This window comes from Anaerolentibacter hominis (assembly GCF_032380675.1).
Classification (GTDB): domain Bacteria; phylum Bacillota; class Clostridia; order Lachnospirales; family Lachnospiraceae; genus Anaerolentibacter; species Anaerolentibacter hominis.
In genome coordinates this window covers 582888-599912 of record NZ_JAWDIX010000001.1, presented here as the reverse complement: position 1 = coordinate 599912, position 17025 = coordinate 582888, and the positions used below count along the sequence as shown (strand labels likewise).

17 protein-coding genes are annotated in these 17025 nt (G+C 47.6%); 6 read left to right on the top strand and 11 right to left on the bottom strand.

What is annotated here, in order from left to right; genetic code table 11:
• Positions 1 to 75 precede the first annotated feature (75 nt).
• The 5 genes from purC to ABCW47_RS02610 form a co-directional block, all read right to left on the bottom strand.
• On the bottom strand, positions 76 to 783 hold the full coding sequence (purC, locus tag ABCW47_RS02630; protein WP_343208311.1) for a phosphoribosylaminoimidazolesuccinocarboxamide synthase: 708 nt from the start codon (positions 781 to 783) through the stop codon (positions 76 to 78).
• Between the two features lie 139 nt (positions 784 to 922).
• Positions 923 to 2701: a single-stranded-DNA-specific exonuclease RecJ gene (recJ, locus tag ABCW47_RS02625; protein ID WP_343208310.1), complete on the bottom strand. Its 1779-nt coding sequence runs from the start codon at positions 2699 to 2701 to the stop codon at positions 923 to 925.
• A gap of 109 nt (positions 2702 to 2810) precedes the next feature.
• Positions 2811 to 4220, bottom strand: coding sequence for a thioether cross-link-forming SCIFF peptide maturase (gene scfB / locus ABCW47_RS02620; protein WP_343208309.1), 1410 nt, complete (start codon positions 4218 to 4220; stop codon positions 2811 to 2813).
• Between the two features lie 132 nt (positions 4221 to 4352).
• Complete coding sequence (gene scfA, locus ABCW47_RS02615; RefSeq protein ID WP_343208308.1) at positions 4353 to 4493, bottom strand: six-cysteine ranthipeptide SCIFF; 141 nt, start codon at positions 4491 to 4493, stop codon at positions 4353 to 4355.
• Positions 4494 to 4591: 98 nt separating this feature from the next.
• Positions 4592 to 5455, bottom strand: coding sequence for a PHP domain-containing protein (locus tag ABCW47_RS02610; RefSeq protein ID WP_343208307.1), 864 nt, complete (start codon positions 5453 to 5455; stop codon positions 4592 to 4594).
• A gap of 156 nt (positions 5456 to 5611) precedes the next feature.
• Between ABCW47_RS02610 and ABCW47_RS02605 the strand changes: the two genes are divergently transcribed.
• On the top strand, positions 5612 to 5956 hold the full coding sequence (locus tag ABCW47_RS02605) for a TIGR04086 family membrane protein (RefSeq protein WP_343208306.1): 345 nt from the start codon (positions 5612 to 5614) through the stop codon (positions 5954 to 5956).
• Between the two features lie 107 nt (positions 5957 to 6063).
• Here the strand turns inward: ABCW47_RS02605 and yajC are convergent, their stop codons facing one another.
• Positions 6064 to 6414, bottom strand: coding sequence for a preprotein translocase subunit YajC (yajC, locus tag ABCW47_RS02600; RefSeq protein WP_343208304.1), 351 nt, complete (start codon positions 6412 to 6414; stop codon positions 6064 to 6066).
• A 90-nt stretch (positions 6415 to 6504) separates the two neighbouring features.
• Positions 6505 to 7650: a tRNA guanosine(34) transglycosylase Tgt gene (tgt, locus tag ABCW47_RS02595; RefSeq protein ID WP_425516047.1), complete on the bottom strand. Its 1146-nt coding sequence runs from the start codon at positions 7648 to 7650 to the stop codon at positions 6505 to 6507.
• A 542-nt stretch (positions 7651 to 8192) separates the two neighbouring features.
• On the opposite strand from tgt, the gene ABCW47_RS02590 reads away from it, so the two are divergent.
• The 5 genes from ABCW47_RS02590 (at position 8193) to ABCW47_RS02570 (ending at position 12353) form a co-directional block, all read left to right on the top strand.
• Positions 8193 to 8513, top strand: a complete 321-nt coding sequence (locus tag ABCW47_RS02590) for a DUF6442 family protein (protein WP_343208303.1) — start codon at positions 8193 to 8195, stop codon at positions 8511 to 8513.
• Between the two features lie 4 nt (positions 8514 to 8517).
• Positions 8518 to 8727, top strand: coding sequence for a helix-turn-helix transcriptional regulator (locus ABCW47_RS02585; RefSeq protein ID WP_343208302.1), 210 nt, complete (start codon positions 8518 to 8520; stop codon positions 8725 to 8727).
• Positions 8728 to 8869: 142 nt separating this feature from the next.
• Complete coding sequence (nrdD, locus tag ABCW47_RS02580) at positions 8870 to 10996, top strand: anaerobic ribonucleoside-triphosphate reductase (RefSeq protein ID WP_343209575.1); 2127 nt, start codon at positions 8870 to 8872, stop codon at positions 10994 to 10996.
• A 23-nt stretch (positions 10997 to 11019) separates the two neighbouring features.
• Positions 11020 to 11589, top strand: a complete 570-nt coding sequence (gene nrdG / locus ABCW47_RS02575) for an anaerobic ribonucleoside-triphosphate reductase activating protein (protein WP_425516046.1) — start codon at positions 11020 to 11022, stop codon at positions 11587 to 11589.
• A 389-nt stretch (positions 11590 to 11978) separates the two neighbouring features.
• A complete protein-coding gene (locus ABCW47_RS02570) occupies positions 11979 to 12353 on the top strand; it encodes an SdpI family protein (RefSeq protein ID WP_343208301.1) in 375 nt (124 codons plus the stop codon).
• A 113-nt stretch (positions 12354 to 12466) separates the two neighbouring features.
• On the opposite strand, the gene deoC is transcribed toward ABCW47_RS02570, so the two are convergent.
• From deoC to ABCW47_RS02550, 4 genes are all read right to left on the bottom strand, one after another.
• Positions 12467 to 13132 carry a deoxyribose-phosphate aldolase gene (gene deoC, locus ABCW47_RS02565; protein WP_343208300.1) on the bottom strand — a complete coding sequence of 222 codons (666 nt, stop codon included), beginning with the start codon at positions 13130 to 13132 and terminating at the stop codon, positions 12467 to 12469.
• 252 nt (positions 13133 to 13384) lie between these two features.
• Positions 13385 to 14392 carry a sugar ABC transporter substrate-binding protein gene (locus ABCW47_RS02560; protein ID WP_343208299.1) on the bottom strand — a complete coding sequence of 336 codons (1008 nt, stop codon included), beginning with the start codon at positions 14390 to 14392 and terminating at the stop codon, positions 13385 to 13387.
• 130 nt (positions 14393 to 14522) lie between these two features.
• Positions 14523 to 15494: an ABC transporter permease gene (locus ABCW47_RS02555; RefSeq protein WP_343208298.1), complete on the bottom strand. Its 972-nt coding sequence runs from the start codon at positions 15492 to 15494 to the stop codon at positions 14523 to 14525.
• 2 nt (positions 15495 to 15496) lie between these two features.
• Positions 15497 to 17005 (bottom strand): sugar ABC transporter ATP-binding protein, encoded by a 1509-nt coding sequence (locus ABCW47_RS02550; RefSeq protein WP_343208297.1) that lies wholly within the window; start codon positions 17003 to 17005, stop codon positions 15497 to 15499.
• Between the last annotated feature and the right edge of the window lie 20 nt (positions 17006 to 17025).

Sequence of the window (17025 nt, the reverse complement as noted above, 5' to 3'; positions counted from 1 at the left end):
GACATGCCTCAAGATATAAGGCACTCGCGCTGTCTAAATCGGACAGGCAAAATACGCCTGTCCGGTTTCCAGTTCTTATATAATACCGATTCTCTTTGCAACTTCGATATAAGCTTCTTCTACATCGCCCATATCTCTTCTGAAACGGTCCTTATCCAATTTTGCATGTGTGGTGGAATCCCACAGTCTGCAGGTGTCCGGTGAAATTTCATCGGCCAGAATGATCTCTCCATTGCAACGTCCGAACTCCAGCTTAAAGTCCACCAGCTCAATGCCGATGGTCAGGAAATATTTGCAGAGCTCCTCATTTACCTTAAACGCCAGCTCGCTAATCCGGTCAATCTCTTCTCTTGTCGCCAAACCAAGCGCCAGTGCGAAATAATCATTGATTAACGGATCTCCCAGATCGTCATCTTTATAGGAAAACTCCAGAGTCGGGCAAAGCAGCTTTCTGCCTTCCTCTACCCCAAGTCTTTTGGAAAAACTGCCTGCGGCGATATTACGGATTATAACTTCCAGCGGAACAATCTCGACCTTTTTCACAGCAGTCTCACGGTCGCTTAATTCCTCTACATAGTGGGTAGGCACGCCTTCTTTTTCCAGCATCTGGAATAAAAAGTTGCTCATCTTATTGTTAACCACGCCTTTGCCGGCGATGGTTCCTTTTTTCAGACCGTTAAATGCCGTGGCATCATCTTTATAGTCCACGATATAAACGTCTTCCGCATCTGTACTGTACACTTTTTTTGCCTTGCCTTCATAGAGCATTTCTAACTTTTTCATGCTATTCCTCCACCTATGCTTGTAAATGTTTGAAACAAAAAGACTACTTCTTCATTATAAACGACGATGTGGATTACGCAATAGTTTTTTTAATTTTAGTAATAAATATCAAAATACTTATTAATTTTACTAATATATGTCAGCGATAGTGGCTGATACAGAGCTGAATGTAAAATTTTCCATTGTACTCATGTAGTTCCGGAGTGTAGACAATGTCCATCTGAATCGGATTTTTCTTGCCTGCCAGAGCGGCTTCCACCGCTTCCCGGCCGAATTTTTCCTCCATGCTGTTCATCCACTCATTAATTCTGGATTCCTGAAACAGGACGCCATCCAGAAATAAATAGGGATTGTGCTCCGGGTCAGACAGAGTCAGCTTCAGCAGTCCCCTGTTTGCCCCAAGCACCGACGCCCGCCGCACCGACACATTTTTCAGCACAAACTGCGGCTTCGGATTTCCATTGCCGAAGGGTTCCAGCCTCTGCAAAGACAAAATCAGGTCTTGTGTAACTTCCTCAAAGGGGAGGCTCATGTCGATAGATACTCTCTCCGCAAAATCCTCCTCGGCTAGATCCGCCCCCCTTGTCAATGCTTCCCGAAAACCATCCAGGTTCTCAGGTGCTAAAGACAGCCCTGCCGCCATCGGATGGCCGCCGAAACGGGTCAGGTACTGGCGGCACCCGGTCAAGCGGTCATACATGGGATAGGCCGGTATGGAGCGGCCGGAGCCCTTTAACCCGTCCCGGCTTCTGGTTAATACGATCGCAGGCCGGTGAAATGCCTCCCTGATCCGGCCTGCGATAATACCCGCAAGGCTTTCATGGCAGTCAGGGAGATAGACCACCAGAACCGGATCTTCTTCCATCCGTTCCTTCCGGATATACGCAATCGCCTGTTCAACCCCCTGTCTGGTCAGCTCCTTCCGCTCTTCATTTAAGTCCCGGAGCCGGCAGGCCAGCTTTCTGGCCTCTTCCAGGGAGTCGGACAACAGCAGCTCCATGCCAAGATCCGCGGTCTCAAGGCGTCCGGTAGCATTAATACAGGGGCCGATCACAAAACCCAGATGGTAGGAGGTGAGCCTTCCCGCGCTGCCCACCGTCTCCTCAATCAATGCCCGAAGCCCGATATTCCTGGTCCTCTGCAGGCCTGCAAGCCCAACACGTACGAGAGCCCGGTTTTCATCCGTTAATTCCATCACATCACATACCGTTGCCAGAGCGGCCAGATCCAGAAATTCATCTGTCTCTTCCAGGGAAATTCCTTTCTGTTCGTAGCAGAGACAGGCTATCTTATAAGCCACTGCAGCTCCGCAGATTCCTTTAAACGGATAGGGGCAGTCCTCCTGCTTCGGATCTACCACCGCGGCCGCTCCCGGCAGGCAGTAGACCTTTTTCCCGTCATCCCCCTCTTTATAAACCAGGTTGTGATGGTCGGTAATCAGCAGTTCAATTCCCTTTTCAGCCGCATACACGGTCTCCTCGATCGCCGCAATTCCCGTATCACAGGTCAAGATGGTGTCCACTCCGTCCCCGGCAGCCTCATCAATCATCCCTGCATGGATACCGTAACCGTCCTGTACCCGGTCCGGAATCCGGTAATCCACATCTGCTCCCAGCCGCTTTAACATACGGAAATAAATGTAGGTGGCAGTAATCCCGTCCACGTCATAATCTCCAATAATACGGACACGGCTCCCTACCTCTATCTTAGCCAGAAGCAAACGGCAGAGTTTCTCAGCGTCCTTTAACAGGCAGGGGTTATAAAACCGTTCTTTTCCCCCATTGATATAGGCATCAAAGGCTTCCTGGGTCACCCCTCCCCGATTTACCACAAGCCTTGCCAGCACAGGGCTGACCCCAAACTGCCGGCCAATCGCGTCAAAATTCATCTGTCTGTTCTTTATAAACCACTGCTCCATGCTTTTATCTCCATCGTTATTTCATCAGACGCTCTTTCTTAAGTAATGAAACTTCAAGAGCGAGGGCCAAATCCGGTCCCCGCTCCCCTTTACGGAGTCATCCCTCCGTTTATTCCGCCGCCTCTGCAAGCTCCGCTTCCACAGCTTTTAACATCAGCGCACATTCTACCCGCTTGCGTTCCATCTCGCATCCCAGATCATAAGTACCATTGACCGTACCATTAAAATGCCAGGAATTTGCCGCGCAGCCGCCGCTGCAGAAATATCTCGCGAAGCAGTCCCTGCATTTTTCTTTCGTGTAAACGCTCACCGCTTTAAATTCGTCCACCAGATCTGTTCTGGTGACGCCGCTCCATACGTCTCCCACTTTATACTCTTCTTCTCCCACGAACTGATGGCAGGGATACAGATCCCCCCAGGGAGTTACCGCCAGATACTCTGTCCCTGAACCACAGCCGGATAATCTCTTATAAACACACGGCCCACCGCTTAAATCCAGCATAAAGTGGAAAAAGGTAAAACAGTTTCCCTTCCGCTTCCGGTCCGCCATCTCCTTCGCCAATTTATCGTATTGTTCAAAAATAACAGGCAGATCTTCCTCCCTGAGAGCAAATGGATCTGTCTCCGGTGACACCACCGGCTCAATGGATATCTCATCAAAACCCAGATCCGCAAAATGCAGGACATCCTCGGAAAAATCCAGATTGTTCCGGGTAAAGGTCCCTCTCACATAATAGCTCTTGCCATTCCGGCTTTTCGCCATCTTAAGCTGCTTCGGCACCACATAGTCATAGCTGCCCTGTCCGTTTCGGAACGGACGCATCGCATCATTGACCTCCGGACGGCCGTCCAGGCTGAGCACCACATTGTGCATCTCCTTATTAATAAAATCTATTGTATCATCATTTAAGAGCACACCGTTGGTGGTAATCGTAAACCGGAATATTTTGTCATGGGTCTTTTCCAGCTCCCGGCCATAAGCCACAAGCTGCTTCACCACTTCCATATTCATCAGCGGCTCTCCCCCGAAGAAATCTACCTCCAGATTCCTCCGGTTTCCGGAGTTCTCCACCAGGAACTTAAGGGCCTGTCTGCCCACCTCGTAGCTCATGATGGCACGGCGTCCCTTATATTCTCCCTCCTCCGCAAAACAGTATTTGCAGGCAAGGTTGCAGTCGTGGGCCACATGCAGACACAGCGCTTTTACAACCGTCGGCCTGTTCTTAAATGCCTCTATGTGAGGGCGGTATGTATCTTCTGTAAACAGGCTTCCCTGTTCCTTCAGCTCCTCTATTTCTTCCAGAGCCTCTTTCACCGCCTCTTCGTCAACTCTGTATCCCAGACGGGCCGCGCTGGCGTCATCCCCATACTTTTCCGTCATCTCCCGGATAATCTCGTCCCGGGATTTTTCTTTATATAATCCAATCATATCATAGACCAGCTCGTCTACAACATGAACGCTGCTGCTGTCCACATCCAGCACAATATGGTATCCATTATTAATAAACCGATGTATCACTCTTATACCCAAGCCTTTCTTGTTCCCGGCCTTCCCCGAACGGGAACAGGCCCAATACGTAATTTTCTCCTCCGCGAAAAAGGAGAGTCTGCACTCTCCTCCCTCTTTCAAATAATTCAATTATTTGGAATCTTATTTGTGCTCACAGGACTGATTTCCCACAGTGCAGGAAGTCTTGCAGGCAGACTGGCAGGATGTCTGGCACTCGCCGCAGCCACCTTTTTTAACGGTATCCTGTAAATTTCTGGAGCTTAAGGTTTTAATATGTTTCATTTCCATGCCCTCCTTTCAACACCAATTTCTATCTGACTTCTCTGCCGGAATTCCCGGTAGAGAAACTTCTATCGTTAGTAAGTATACCATACCGCCTCTCACTTGGAAAGACTTTTTTCCAGAGCGGCAAGTACCGTTTCCGGCACCTTCAGATTGCCTCTGCCCCGTCCCAGTTCCAGATCCGGCTTATTGGTGCCGTGAAAATCAGATCCCCCGGAAATCATCAGGCCATAGCGGTGGGCCAGCGTAAGCGCATATGCTTCATCCGCTGCAGTATTGGCAGAGTAAAGTGCTTCCAGTCCCATAAGCCCAGCCCCCTTAAGACGGACAATCAATGCTTCCAACTCTTTCCCCGCCAGCTTATAGATCAGCGGGTGAGCCAGAATCGGTATCCCTCCGGCCTCCCGTATCAGTTCAATCGCTTCCTCAGGCGGTATATATTTTCTCGCCGCAAAATAAGGTCCATCTGACCCCAAATATTTTTCGAACGCCTCTTTATTTGATTTTACATAACCCTTTTTCACCAGACAGGCTGCAAAATGGGCTCTGGTCACGGCAGTATTCTCCGGGACCTCTTTCAGGATCTCCTCCATGGAAATCAATATGCCCCCGGCGGCAAGTTTCCTCGCCATTTCCTCGTTCCGCGCATCCCGTCTGCCGCGCATTTTATCCAGGGCCTGACTTAAACGGCGGTTATCCGGATCAATAAAAAGGCCAAGCAAATGAATATCACGGTCCTTATATGCTACGGACAGCTCCACCCCGGGAATCACCCTTATGGACGCTCCCTTTTTGTTCCAGGCCTCCCCGGCTGCAAGCGCTTCTTTTACGCCTTCTATGCTGTCATGATCCGTCAGCGCGACAGCGCCAAGGCCCAGCTTTACGGCGTGATCAACCAGCCAGGCAGGAGTCATGGTCCCGTCTGAATAGACCGAATGTACATGAAGATCTATATATCTCATTCTTCATTTCCTCCCTTCCCATTCATTTCTTCACTTTCCCTGCATTTCTTTCTATGCTCTCCCCCGCATATTTTAAAGTTTCAAGACATACATTTTAAAAACAAAGGACGGGTTACCGATGTTTAAAAGATAGCCCGCTACGTGTTGGAGGTATTTATGAAAATAGTAAAAGGACTTATCACTTCCTACGTCATCAGTACGGTCCTGCTTCTGGTGCTGTCTCTTGTGCTGTTCAAATTCTCACCGGCAGAAGGAGTCATGCAGGGTCTTGTGTTCTTCACCTACTGGATCTCTACTTTTGCAGGCGGCCTGATCGTCGGCAACAAGTCACAGAACCGTAAATTCTTGTGGGGTCTTCTGACAGGAGTCATTTACTTTGCCTTCCTGATGCTGCTCTCCTTCTTATTAAAAGGCCAGGCATTTGCAGGAACCACAAACCCGTTTCTGGCAGCCCTCCTCTCCGCTCTGGGCGGTATGATGGGCGGCATGGCCGCAAAATAGCGGGTATACGTCTCATTCCAAAAGGAATCCTCTTCCTTACCATAACAGATTTCCCTCCGGAAAGCAAAAATGAACCATGTTAAATGGTTCATTTTTTCATTCGTTATTTATTTCTTTTTATCCTCTTTGGAATCCGTGGTCGTACCTGCACCATTTGGTTTTTCGATCTCCATGATAGCGGCTCTCTGCATCGGGATACGACAGTTCTTATTATTGCCGAACTCCACAATGACAACATCCTCCATCACATCAATCACAACACCATAAAAACCGCTGGATGTAAGCACACTGTCGCCAATTGCCAGAGTAGTTAACATCGCGTCATGCTGCTTCTGCTGTTTCTTCTGCGGACGGATCGCAATAAACCAGAACAGGGCACAGATAAATACAATATACCCCAACGTAAATAAAATACTGGATGCTCCGCTTCCCTGGGTAAGAAAAGGTAAATAATTCATTTGTTGTCTCCTCCTAAATAATATCAATCTAATTTATCAACTCCGATTAGTAGCATCGGTGTACAATCCCTTGTCCATCGATGCTATCGGTCAGTGATCTCCCTGGGCCATATTCTCCAGCTTCTGCTTTTTATACTCAGCAAACCGGTCTGTCCGGATGGCCTCCCTGATTTCTTCCATCATCTTATTATAAAAGTAAAGATTGTGCGTTACCAGCAGCCGCAGTCCCAGCATTTCCTTTGCCTTGAGCAGATGGCGGATATAGGCCCTGCTGTAATGACGGCACACCGGACACTGGCAGCCTTCTTCCAACGGCCTGTCATCCAGTTCATACTGAAGGTTCAGCAAATTCATCTTTCCATGATTCGTATAGGCATGACCGTGTCTGCCGTTTCTGGCCGGATAGACACAATCAAAGAAATCCACGCCTCGCTCCACTGCTTCCAGAATATTCGCGGGAGTCCCGACTCCCATCAGATACCGTGGTTTATTCCCGGGCAGATAGGGCACCGTCACATCCAGGATGTGATACATCTCCTCGTGAGACTCTCCCACCGCCAGCCCTCCAAGGGCATAACCATCCAGATCAAGCTCTGCAATCTGCTGCGCATGGGCGATTCGGATGTCCTCAAACGTCCCTCCCTGATTGATTCCGAAGAGCATCTGCTGCCTGTTGATCGTATCCGGAAGACTGTTCAGCCTCTCCATCTCCTTTTTACATCTGGCAAGCCAGCGGGATGTCCGGTCAACCGAGTTCTGCATGTACTCTCTCGTAGCCGGATGAGGCGGACATTCATCAAATGCCATCGCGATGGTAGATGCCAGATTCGACTGAATCTGCATGCTCTCCTCCGGACCCATAAAAATCTTTCTTCCATCAATGTGGGACTGAAAATAGACGCCCTCTTCCTTGATTTTGCGCAGGCCCGCCAGGGAAAACACCTGAAACCCGCCGGAATCCGTCAGAATCGGCCTGTCCCAGACCATAAACTTGTGAAGACCGCCCAGCTGCTTCACCACCTGATCGCCCGGGCGCACATGCAGGTGATACGTATTGGACAATTCCACCTGTGTTCCGATCTCCTTCAGATCCATAGTAGAAACTGCGCCCTTGATCGCCGCGGCCGTCCCTACATTCATAAAGACCGGCGTATGAATCACCCCATGCACCGTATGAAATTCGCCCAGCCTTGCCCGGCCTTCCTGATGAACCAGCTTAAACATTCTCAGTACCATACCTTACCATAAATTCTCATTAGGAACAAAGTGGGCAAGCCCACCTCAACACGCCTAACCCCTCAATCTTTGAGGGGCTTGCACACTTTGCGCGCCGAGCGTAGTCAGCTTAGCTGACTTTTTCCTCTTACGCGAGTGCGCATAGGATGTTATCTTATTAGATAGGAAAGTTTGGAAAACTTTCCTATCTAATAAGATAACATTTCAAGTATAGCGTCATTTAAACCTTTTTTCAAGACGAAAGCCAAAAATAACCCCCACTTTATAGAAGTTTAATGTTTCAAGCTGCAAGCCATGCACGGATAAACCTCAGAACCGGTCTGGAAAACTTGTTTTCCAGACCGGTTCTGAGGTTAGACGTATACGGCGACAGCCGTAAAGCGAGCAAGCATAGCACGCGAGCTTGCATGGCTTAACAGCCTATTAATACATATTTGGCCTCAGCCGTCTAACCTTCTTTTTCCCCTCCCTCTTGACAAGTTTACTTGTCGGCACTATACTGATTTTGCAAACAAAACTTGGCAACCTTAGGAGGTGCTGCAATGAATAAAGAAGAAATACTGGAAAAATCCAGACAGGAAAACAAAAATCAGGATATATTTGAAAAAGATGCCATCATCCGGGCAGGCGGAGTTGCAACTAAGGCAGGACTGCTGCTCTGCTGCCTGATCGCTGTTCTGGAAGTATGCCTGACAGGCAGTGTCAGTTTTGGTACCTGGACGATCTATTTTGGAATTCTTTGTACTACGTTTTTTACCAAATATCATATTCTGCACCGCCGACACGAGTTGATGGTGGCGGTTCTCTACCTGATGTTTGGACTTTGTTTTCTATCCCTATATATCATCCGGCTGGTGAGGTAGAAAAGTGAATGAAGAACTAAAACTCTACAATCATTTAAAGGATGCCAGACGAGAACGTGGTTTATCCCAGGCCGCCCTGGCCGAACTGGTGGGTGTATCCCGCAACACCATCAGTTCTATTGAGACAGGACAGTTTAATCCAACAGCAAAATTGGCCCTGATTCTGTGTATTGCCCTGGACAAAAAGTTTGAAGATCTCTTCTATTTTAAGTAGGTATCTTCTCCGAAACGCAATATTTTGCACTACATCTAGTGTTTAAAAAATATTTTTATACTTTATATAGACATCAGGAATCATTACTGTTATAATCTAACCATACTACTAATTATCCATGGGAGGAAAGACAGCAATGACGATGAAAGTAATCAAGCGGGATGGACGGGAAGTAGAGTTTGACCGTAATAAAATTATACTGGCAATTCAGAAAGCCAACTTCGGGCTGCTGCCGGAAGAACAGGTTAGCGCTGAACGTATCGAAGAAATTGTCACCGGTATCGAGCACCGGGGACTGGACCATATGCAGGTAGAACAGATTCAGGATATTATTGAACAGCAGCTGATGGCAGACCGGAAGTTTGTGCTGGCGAAAAAATACATACTCTACCGCTACAACCGGGCCATGGTGCGGACCGCCAACACCACCGACGAGTCTATTCTCAGCCTGATCAAAAACAGCAATAAGGATGTGCAGGAGGAAAATTCCAATAAAAATGCCGCAGTTGCTTCCACACAGCGGGACCTGATCGCCGGAGAGGTTTCCAAAGACCTGACCAGGCGTATTCTGCTCCCCGAAAAAATATCAAAGGCACACGATGAGGGCGTTCTGCATTTTCATGATGCAGACTATTTTCTCCAGCCCATCTTCAACTGCTGCCTGATCAATATCAAGGATATGCTGGAACACGGCACAGTGATGAACGGCAAGCTAATCGAAAGCCCCAAGAGTTTCCAGGTGGCCTGTACGGTTATGACTCAGATCATCTCTGCCGTAGCCAGCAGCCAGTACGGCGGCCAGTCAGTGGATGTCCGCCATCTGGGCAAATATCTGAGGATCAGCAGGGATAAACATCTGGCCCATTTCCGTGAAATCTTCGGGGATAAGCTGACCAGAGAAGAAATTAATGAGCTGGTGGCAGACCGTGTAAGAGACGAGCTCCGCTCCGGTGTACAGACGATTCAATACCAGATCAACACACTGATGACTACAAACGGACAATCGCCTTTTGTGACTCTGTTTCTGAATCTGGATGCAGAAGATGAGTATCTGGAAGAGAACGCCATGATAATAGAAGAAATCCTTCGTCAGCGTCTGGAAGGTATCAAAAATGAGCAGGGTGTCTATGTCACTCCGGCATTCCCAAAGCTGATCTATGTGCTGGACGAACACAACTGCCTGAAGGGCGGCAGATTTGACTATATTACACGGCTGGCAGTAAAATGTTCCTCCAAACGGCTCTATCCGGATTATATTTCCGCAAAGAAGATGCGGGAAAACTACGAGGGAAATGTATTCAGCTGTATGGGCTGCCGCAGCTTCCTCTCTCCGTGGAAGGACGAAAACGGGGAATACAAATTCGAAGGCCGTTTCAATCAGGGGGTTGTCAGCCTGAATCTTCCCCAGATCGGAATCATCGCAAAAGGAAATGAAGAGGTATTCTGGCAGCTGCTGGACGAACGGCTGGCGCTCTGCTATGAAGCGCTCATGTGCCGCCACCGTGCGCTGGAGGGGACTCTCTCCAACGTAAGCCCCATCCACTGGCAGTATGGCGCGATTGCCAGACTGGAAAAGAATGAACCGATTGACAAGCTCCTTCACGACGGATATTCGACCATCTCTCTTGGTTACATCGGCCTCTATGAGCTGACTAAGCTCATGAAGGGTGTCAGCCATACCCAGCCGGAAGGAAAAGACTTTGCGCTTCGTGTCATGAACTATATGCGCCAGGCCACCGATCGCTGGAAACAGGAAACAGGAATTGGATTCGGTTTGTATGGTACGCCTGCAGAATCTCTCTGCTACCGGTTTGCCAGAATCGACGAAAAGCGCTTTGGTTCTATCCCGGATATCACGGATAAAGGGTACTATACCAACTCCTATCATGTGGATGTCAGAGAGAAAATTGATGCGTTTTCCAAATTTACATTTGAGAGCCAGTTCCAGAAAATATCCTCCGGCGGTGCTATCTCCTATGTGGAGATCCCCAACATGCGCCATAATTTGGAGGCTCTGGAGGAAGTGGTCAAATTTATCTACGACAACATCCAGTATGCGGAGTTTAATACCAAGTCAGATTACTGCCACGTGTGCGGATATGACGGAGAAATTGAAATCAACGATGACCTGGAATGGGAATGTCCGCAATGCGGTAATAAAGATCATAATAAAATGAATGTAACCCGCAGAACCTGCGGTTATCTGGGAGAGAACTTCTGGAACGTAGGAAAAACCAAAGAAATCAAGCAGCGGGTACTGCATCTGTAAGAGCGAAGAATGAATAAGGAAGAATGAAGAATTCGTCCTTATTAACCAGAAAGGGCAAATCATTGAATTACGCTGATATAAAACAATATGACGTGGCAAATGGGCCGGGTATCCGGGTATCCCTGTTTGTCAGCGGCTGCACCCGCGGCTGCAAGAACTGTTTTAACCGGGAGGCCTGGGATTTTAATTACGGTCAGCCCTTCACGGACCTTGAAATCGACCGGATTATTCAATATTTGAAACCGGATTATGTGGCCGGCCTGACCCTGCTTGGCGGCGAACCTTTTGAACACGACAACCAGACCGGGCTGCTGCCCCTGCTGCGCAAGGTCAAAGAGGTCTATCCGGACAAAACTATATGGTGCTTTTCCGGATATGATTTTGAAACCGATATTCTGGGAAGGATGCTGCCGGAATGGCCGGAGACGAAAGAATTCCTCTCCTTTCTGGATGTGCTGGTGGATGGGCGTTTCGTGGAAGAGCTCAAGAGCCCCTCTTTGGTTTTTAAAGGCTCCTCCAATCAGAGAACCATCCTGGTTCAGGAGTCGTTAAGCGAGGGCAGTCTGGCTCTGTGGGAGCCCAGGCGCTCTTAGTAAGAAGCTGCCCAGCTTATGGTATACGGTTATTGCTGTTCAGTTTATGAAAGATTCAAAGATCATTCACAATTTCTTAAGACTCTCCACAAGGTATTTTCACATTTATGGGTTATGATGTAACCATAAAAGAAAAGGAGCCGGCGAAAACCAATCGTGCGCACAATCTTTTGCCGGTTCCGACTAAAAACAATTCCAGCCTGCAACAGCAGATGGATTTATATACATACTCTAATCCTGCTCTTTCCGTTTTGGTGATTTCCAAAGCGGAAAGAGGCATGTTTACTGACCGCTGCGGCACATCATGTGTTTGCAGCTTTTTTTATCAGACATTGTATAGGTATGGTATAATACTAATGTATAAACCTAATTTGTAAGGAGGAGAATTTATGTGGTTTTGGTGGTTCATGTTTGGTTATGATTTATTAATTCCGTTGTTGATGATATTATGCGGACGAATTATGTGGAAGCATCCTCCGAAAAATATAAACAGTCTAATCGGATATCGAACGCGTCGTTCCATGCAAAATATGGACACATGGGTTTTTGCTCATAATTATAGCGGGAAGCTTTGGTGGAAAATAGGTTGGATTATCCTGCTTCCGTCAATCATTGTCCATATACCGGTCTATGGAGCTTCAGATAATGTTATCGGAATTTTCAGTATTATTCTATTAACCATTCAAACAGCCATTATAATAGGTGCTATCTTCGCAACCGAGAAGGCATTAAAAGCATTTACAGATGAGGAAATGCCCAGATAGATTTTAATGAGTTTAGTAGTTATAAGGCCCCTTTGGGGAAGATAAAAAGCAGCAGAAAGAATAAGAATGAATTCTTCCGCTGCTTTTTTTAATTATGTCTTGTCAAATACCCATCAATATCCTGATGCTTCCTCATTCTTTGCCAGCTTTACGATTCGGCTGGTGCCAAGTCTGGATGCTCCCAGTTCGACAAAACGGAATGCGTCGTCAAAGGATGCAATTCCGCCGGCCGCTTTAATGCGTACATCTTTACCAACATGCTCCGCAAAAAGAGCCACATCTTCAAAGGTCGCTCCCGCCGTGGAAAATCCAGTGGATGTCTTAATGAAATCGGCGCCGCTTTCTGTTACGATCTCACACATCTTAATCTTTTCTTCGTCGGTCAGCAGACAGGTCTCTATAATCACTTTCAGAATTTTCGATCCGCATGCTTCTTTCAGGGCTTTGATTTCATTTTTCAGGTAATCGTAATCTTTTTCCTTTAATGCTCCGATATTGATCACCATGTCAATCTCGTCCGCTCCATTTGCCAGGGCATCTTTTGTCTCGAATACCTTTACAGCAGTGGTATTGTAACCGTTCGGGAAACCGATTACCGTACATACAGCCATCTTGTCCCCTACATATTCTTTCGCTCTCTTTACAAAGCTGGGCGGAATACAGACAGATGCGGTCTGATATTTGACAGCGTCGTCACAGATCACCTTAATCTCATCCCAGGTTGCGGTCTGTGTCAGCAGTGTATGGTCCACCTTATTAAATACGTCTTTTTTCTCCATTGATTTATCACTCCTTTTTATTCTCGCCGGCTGTTTTCTGCGCCGGCATTCCGATCCTGTCAACGGCTTCAATCCAGCCGAATTTCATTCTCTTATGTATTATTTTGTTATTGCCCGCATTCATAGTTTACCTTAAATTTTCCAGGATGTAAACGCTATCATGATAACGGGCTGCTGCAAAAAGGATTCTTCTGCAACAGCCGGTTATTATTTTACTAAGCATGGGGTTTGGTTATTTTTCTGAACTTTGGCCTATTTCAAGAGACCAAAGTCTTTATAATACTGCATCTGCTCATCCACATTGTCTTTATTGATTACGTGGGGATCAAATTTGACCAGTACATGTTCATTGATTACATCGCTCGTACCGGCTTTGAACTCGTCAAACTCTTTGAGTACCTGGCTGGCAAACCGGGTGGCATCCTGAAGGGCGGAAGCTCTCATCTGTCCTTTCTGGATATAGGTACAGGCATCGGTCAGAGCGTCAATTCCATAAATGTACATGTTATCCCAATCAGAAAATCCCGCGGTCAGAAGGGATTCTACAGCGCCGGAAGCCATAGCGTCGTTGCTGGCCAGCACGCCGTCGATATGATCAAATGCCTGCTGCCAGTCATCCATTTTCTTCATGGCGATATCTTTATTCCAGTCGGCATGCTGAGAATCAAGCACTTCGATATCCGGGCGTTTTTCTTTTAAGACATCCAGGAAGCCCTGATTTCTGTCGATGGTGTTCTGCTTTCCCGCGAGCCCAAGCAAAATAACTATCTTTGCGTTCTGCGGCAGGTCTTCTGCTGCCTGCTCCGCTACCACCTTGCCCATTTCATACTCGTTGCAAACCAGACATCTGGCTAATTCCTCTTCATACATATATTCATATCCGGAACCAGCGATATGATAAAAGATTCCTCCCGCATCCTGGAGATTCTTGATCGCATTCCTTGCATCCATTTTCGGAGACTGGGAAACCACCAGATCGTAACCAGCTTCGGTAACATTTTCCATGATTGTCAGGAATTTTCCCTCATCATTTTCATAGTCAAACGCGTCAATGGTGATATTGGGATGACGGGTAGCTTCCTCCTGGAATACAGTGGAGAGCAGAGCACCGTACATATCCTGCATCTTGGTAACAATAGCCACTTTATATTTCTCTTCCCCTGTTCCGTCCGCTTGTTTTCCCTCATCTTTTCCGCAGCCGGTCAGACATCCCATTGCCAGTGCCAGAACCAGAATCAGTGCCATAAACTTTTTGCTCATCTTTTTCATCTCTTGTTTACATGCATTTTGTAAAACGCTTTACAAAACTGCCCATATATTATGACTGAAGGAACTACACGGGCCGCATGTTCTCCTCCTTCATTTTATCCCTTCAGCCTTATGTACAAATTTATCTTCCAAGTTTCTTTCTCTTGGAGACCACGTCAATCGTAACCGCAAATAGAATAAGGCCTGCATTGATTACCTGCTGTACATAGGAGTCAACCGCCTTCAGATTCAGGATGTTGCTGATTACGCCCATAATAAATGCGCCAATCAGGGCCCCGGATGCTTTTCCTACGCCGCCGCCGAAGGAGATACCTCCTACAACCGCCGACGCAATTCCCTGACCTTCAAATCCCACGCCGGCACCGGGAGCTCCGGAATTTAATCTGGAAGCAAATAAGAAGCCGGCGAAACCAATAAAGATTCCGGATATCAGATAGGCTACAACTGTATTTTTCTCTACGTTTATTCCTGCTGCCCTTGCCGCTTCCTTGTTGCCGCCCATTGCATAGAAGCTGCGGCCCAGTCTGGTCTTTGCCAGCAGAATCCAGAAGCATACAAACACCGCCAGCATGATCAGAATAGAAATCGGAATGCCAAATATATGAGCCTGTCCCAGAATATTGAATTTGTCACCTGTCAAAGTAATAATAAGGCCTCCGGTGTAGATAAAGCAGATACCCCGGATCGCCATCTGCATAGCCAGTGTAACAATATAATGATGCAGACCCAGATAGGCGACAAAGATACTGGAGAATAAGCTGACTGCCATGGACACTACGATGGATGCAAGCAGCCCCAGTACAATACTATTGGTTGCCACGCATACATTTAAGCCTACCAGCCCTGCCAGGCACATGGTAGAGCCGGCAGAAAGATCGGTCCTGCCGTTAATCAGAAGAATGCCTTCTGCAAAAGCAATCAGGGCGATTGCTACCGTCTGACGGCCGATATTTAACAGATTGCTGCTGGTAAAGAACTTATTACTCACAAAGGAACAGATTACAAGCAGCAGTAAAAATACAACGATAATGCCATTCTGTCCGGCAAGTGCTTTCAGCCGAGACCCGGCACTGCCCTCATTCTTCTTTCCCATTCTTATTCTCCTCCCGTCGCATAGTTCATAATAACTTCCTGATTAAATTCGTCTCTCGCCACCTCGCCCTGGATACGCCCCTCGCAGACCACATAGATCCGGTCGCACATCCCAAGCAGTTCCGGTAATTCCGAAGAAATCATTATAATTGAAATTCCTTCTTCTATCAGCTCGTTCATAATCTTATAGATTTCATATTTCGCACCGATGTCGATTCCCCTCGTAGGCTCATCCAGAATCAGCAGCCTGGGTCCGGCCATCAGCCACTTGGCAAAAACAACCTTCTGCTGATTGCCTCCGCTTAAGGCATAAAGCTGTGTATCCATGCCCGGCGCCTTGATGCGCATACGGTCAAAGTAGTACACGACCTCCTGATCCATTTTCTTATCCTGTACAAAGCCCCAGCGGGAACAGCGTTTCAGGGACGCCACCACTATGTTGTCCTTGATCGAGGCAAGCGGCGCAAATCCATATTTTCTTCGGTCCTCTGTCACCATCATGATGCCGTTGTCAATCGCTCTGGACACCGAGCTGAAATCAATTTTGCTTCCATTTATATAGACTTCTCCGCTGTCACATGGGTCCAGGCCGGAGATTGCTCTCACGATCTCGGTTCTGCCTGCCCCCACCAGCCCTGCCAGTCCGACAATTTCGCCCTGGCGCACATTGAAGCTGATATCCTGATAAAGCTTTCCGCAGCTTAAGTTTTTCGCCTCGAAGTAAATATCTCCGATCTTGGATTCTCTCGTCGGATACACATCGGAAATGGTTCTGCCCACCATGAGAGAGATTAATTCATCCCTGGTCACTTCGTCGGCCCGCATTGTCTTCACACTTCGTCCATCCCGCATTACGGTGATATCGTCACTCAGTTCAAATATCTCGTCCATTTTATGAGATATGTACAGGATGGTGTAGCCTTTTTCCCTCAGAGCCCTTATCTTGTCAAATAATCTTGCCGTCTCATGCTGGGTCAGGGAGGAGGTGGGCTCATCCATTATAATGATCTGCGCGTTGGCGGAAGTAGCCTTGATGATTTCCAGCAGCTGTATGTCGGAAATGGAAATATCCTTTAACAGAGTTTTGGGAGAATACGGAATTCCTTCCTCCTCCAGGATAGCTTTCGTTTCCCTGGTCACTCTCTTCCAGTCGATAAAACGGGTTCCCTTTATCAGCGGCTGTTTGTTCAGTACAAAATTTTCCTCTATCGTCATATTGGGACAAAATGCCAGCTCCTGATGAATCATCGCGATCCCAAGACTTGCCGCCATTTTAGGATTCCGGATTTCCACTTCTTTGCCGTCAATCAGGACCTCCCCGCCGTCGGCATGGTAGATGCCGTCAAGAATCTTCATCATTGTAGATTTCCCGGCTCCATTTTCCCCCACGATCGAGTGAACCTTGCCCCGGCGCACATTGATTGTCACGTCGTCCAGTGCCTTAACTCCCGGGAAAACCTTAGTAATATGGGAAAGCTGCAGCTTATAGTCATTCTCCGTACCCGCCTGCATGTTACGTCACCGCCCTTCTT